The sequence below is a fragment of the Ideonella sp. P3_A4 genome, from assembly GCF_056403075.1.
Genome location: NZ_JBFUGE010000885.1, coordinates 1 through 1,971 on the forward strand (window position 1 = coordinate 1; position 1,971 = coordinate 1,971).

The 1,971-nt window shown below is 64.2% G+C and carries 3 protein-coding genes; all 3 read right to left on the bottom strand.

All coding sequences use genetic code 11. The annotated features are described in order from the left end of the window. Positions 1-625, bottom strand: a 625-nt coding sequence (locus AC1DYI_RS34055) for an ABC transporter permease (RefSeq protein ID WP_477208527.1), incomplete at its 3' end; no start/stop codon positions are given. Beyond that, positions 622-1,551, bottom strand: a complete 930-nt coding sequence (locus AC1DYI_RS34060; protein WP_477208528.1) for an ABC transporter permease — start codon at positions 1,549-1,551, stop codon at positions 622-624. The genes AC1DYI_RS34055 and AC1DYI_RS34060, both read right to left, overlap by 4 nt. 10 nt (positions 1,552-1,561) lie before the next feature. Further along, on the bottom strand, positions 1,562-1,971 hold a 410-nt coding region (locus tag AC1DYI_RS34065), incomplete at its 5' end, for a TOBE domain-containing protein (protein WP_477208529.1).

Here is a 1,971-nt window from a genome sequence, read left to right on the forward strand (position 1 = left end):
GGCTGAAGGTCAGCAGCCAGGCCGAGGCCAGGGACTGCGTGATCATCGGCAGCGTGACCAGGTAGAACACCTGCCACGGCTTGGCGCCGAGATCCATCGCTGCTTCTTCCAGCTGCGGATTCAGCTCCTGCAGGCGAGCGGAGATGACCACGGAGCCATAGGCCAGGCCCAGCACCATGTGGCCCAGCAGGATCGTCATGAAGCCGCGCTCGGGAAACCCGACGGCCCGTTGAATGGCCACCAGCATCAGCAGCAGCGACAGGCCTTGAATCACCTCCGGCATCACCAGCGGCGCGTTGACCATGCCGCTGAAGAAGGTGCGGCCGAAGAAGCGCTTGTACTTGACGAGTGCGAAGGCCGCCATCGTGCCGAAGATGACCGACAGCGTGGCCGACCAGAACGCGATCTTCAGCGACAGCCACAGGCCGGAGAGGATCTCCTGATCGCTGGCCAGCTTGCCGTACCACTCGAGCGTGAAGCCACCCCAGACGGTGGGCAGCGGCGACTTGTTGAACGAGTAGACGATCAGGGTGACCATCGGCAGGTACAGGAACAGGAAGCCCGCCAACAGCCAGCTCTTGCCGAAGCCGGCCGCGAACCGGGTGCCGAATACAGCACGACTCATGACTTCCTCTCCTGCGCTTCCGCCTGGTATTTGTTGAACACGGCCAGCGGCACGACGATCAGCAGCACCAGCACAACGGCCACGGTCGAGGCGATCGGCCAGTCGTTGTTGCTGAAGAATTCGTCCCAGATCACGCGGCCGATCATCAGCGTCTGCGGGCCGCCCAGCAGCTCCGGCGTCACGAACTCGCCGACGCWGGGGATGAACACCAGCATCGAACCGGCGATGATCCCGGCCTTGGACAGCGGCACCGTGACCTTCCAGAACGCGACCCACGGCGAAGCGCCCAGGTCGGCCGCCGCCTCCAGCAGCCTCAGGTCCAGCTTCGCCAGGTTCGCGTACAGCGGCAGGATCATGAACGGCAGGTAGGTGTAGGTCATGCCCACCACCAGCGAGAACGGCGTGTGCATGTACTTGTCCAGCGCCTCGATCATTCCGCCGGCCAGCAGCAGGTGGTCCATGTGCAGCGCGGTCAACGCGTTGGCCACCCAGCCACCTTCGTCGAGCAGCCCCTTCCAGGCGTAGACGCGCAGCAGGAACGAGGTCCAGAACGGCAGCATCACCATCATCAGCAGCGTCGGCTGCAGCGTGGCGCGTGACCGCGCCATGAAGTAGGCGAAGGGGTAGCCGATGAACAGGCAACAGGCGGTCGTGATCGCGGCGTACTTGACGCTCGACACGTAGGCTTTGAAATACAGGTCGTCGGAGACGATGAAGTTGTAGTTCGAGTACTTCAGCGTCAGCTTGACAACACCGTCGGCGACCGTCATCACGTCCTGTACCGTGACGGCGCCCATCTCGGCCAACGAGTACTTGAAGACGATCAGGAACGGCGCCAGGAAGAAGGCCAGCAGCCACACATAGGGGATGCCGATCACCGCGGTGCGGCCCCGCCACCAGCGGGGTTTGCGAATGGCAAAGCTCATGGGGTGCCCCTTACTGCGTGAGCACCACGTGCGCGGCGTCGGTCCAATGGGCCCAGACGGTGTCGCCCCAGGTGAAGTTGTGCTGGCGATGACGCTCTGTGTTGGCCTGGCTGACGGCCATCATCAGGCCACTGGCCAGCTTGATGCGGTAGACGGTGAAGCTGCCGAAGTACGACAGCTCCTCGACCGTGCCGCGGGCGGTGTTGAACTCGCCATCGGGCTTCTCGGCGGCCAGCTGGATCTTCTCCGGCCGCAGTGCCACGGTCACCGGCATGCCCAGCGTGCCGGTGATGCCGTGGCCCACGTAGTGGCGGCAGTCGGCACAGTCGATGACCACGTGGTCGGGTTCGTCGACCGCAACCGTTCCGTCCATCAGGTTCACGTTGCCGATGAAGTCGGCGACGAAGCGCGATGCCGGGG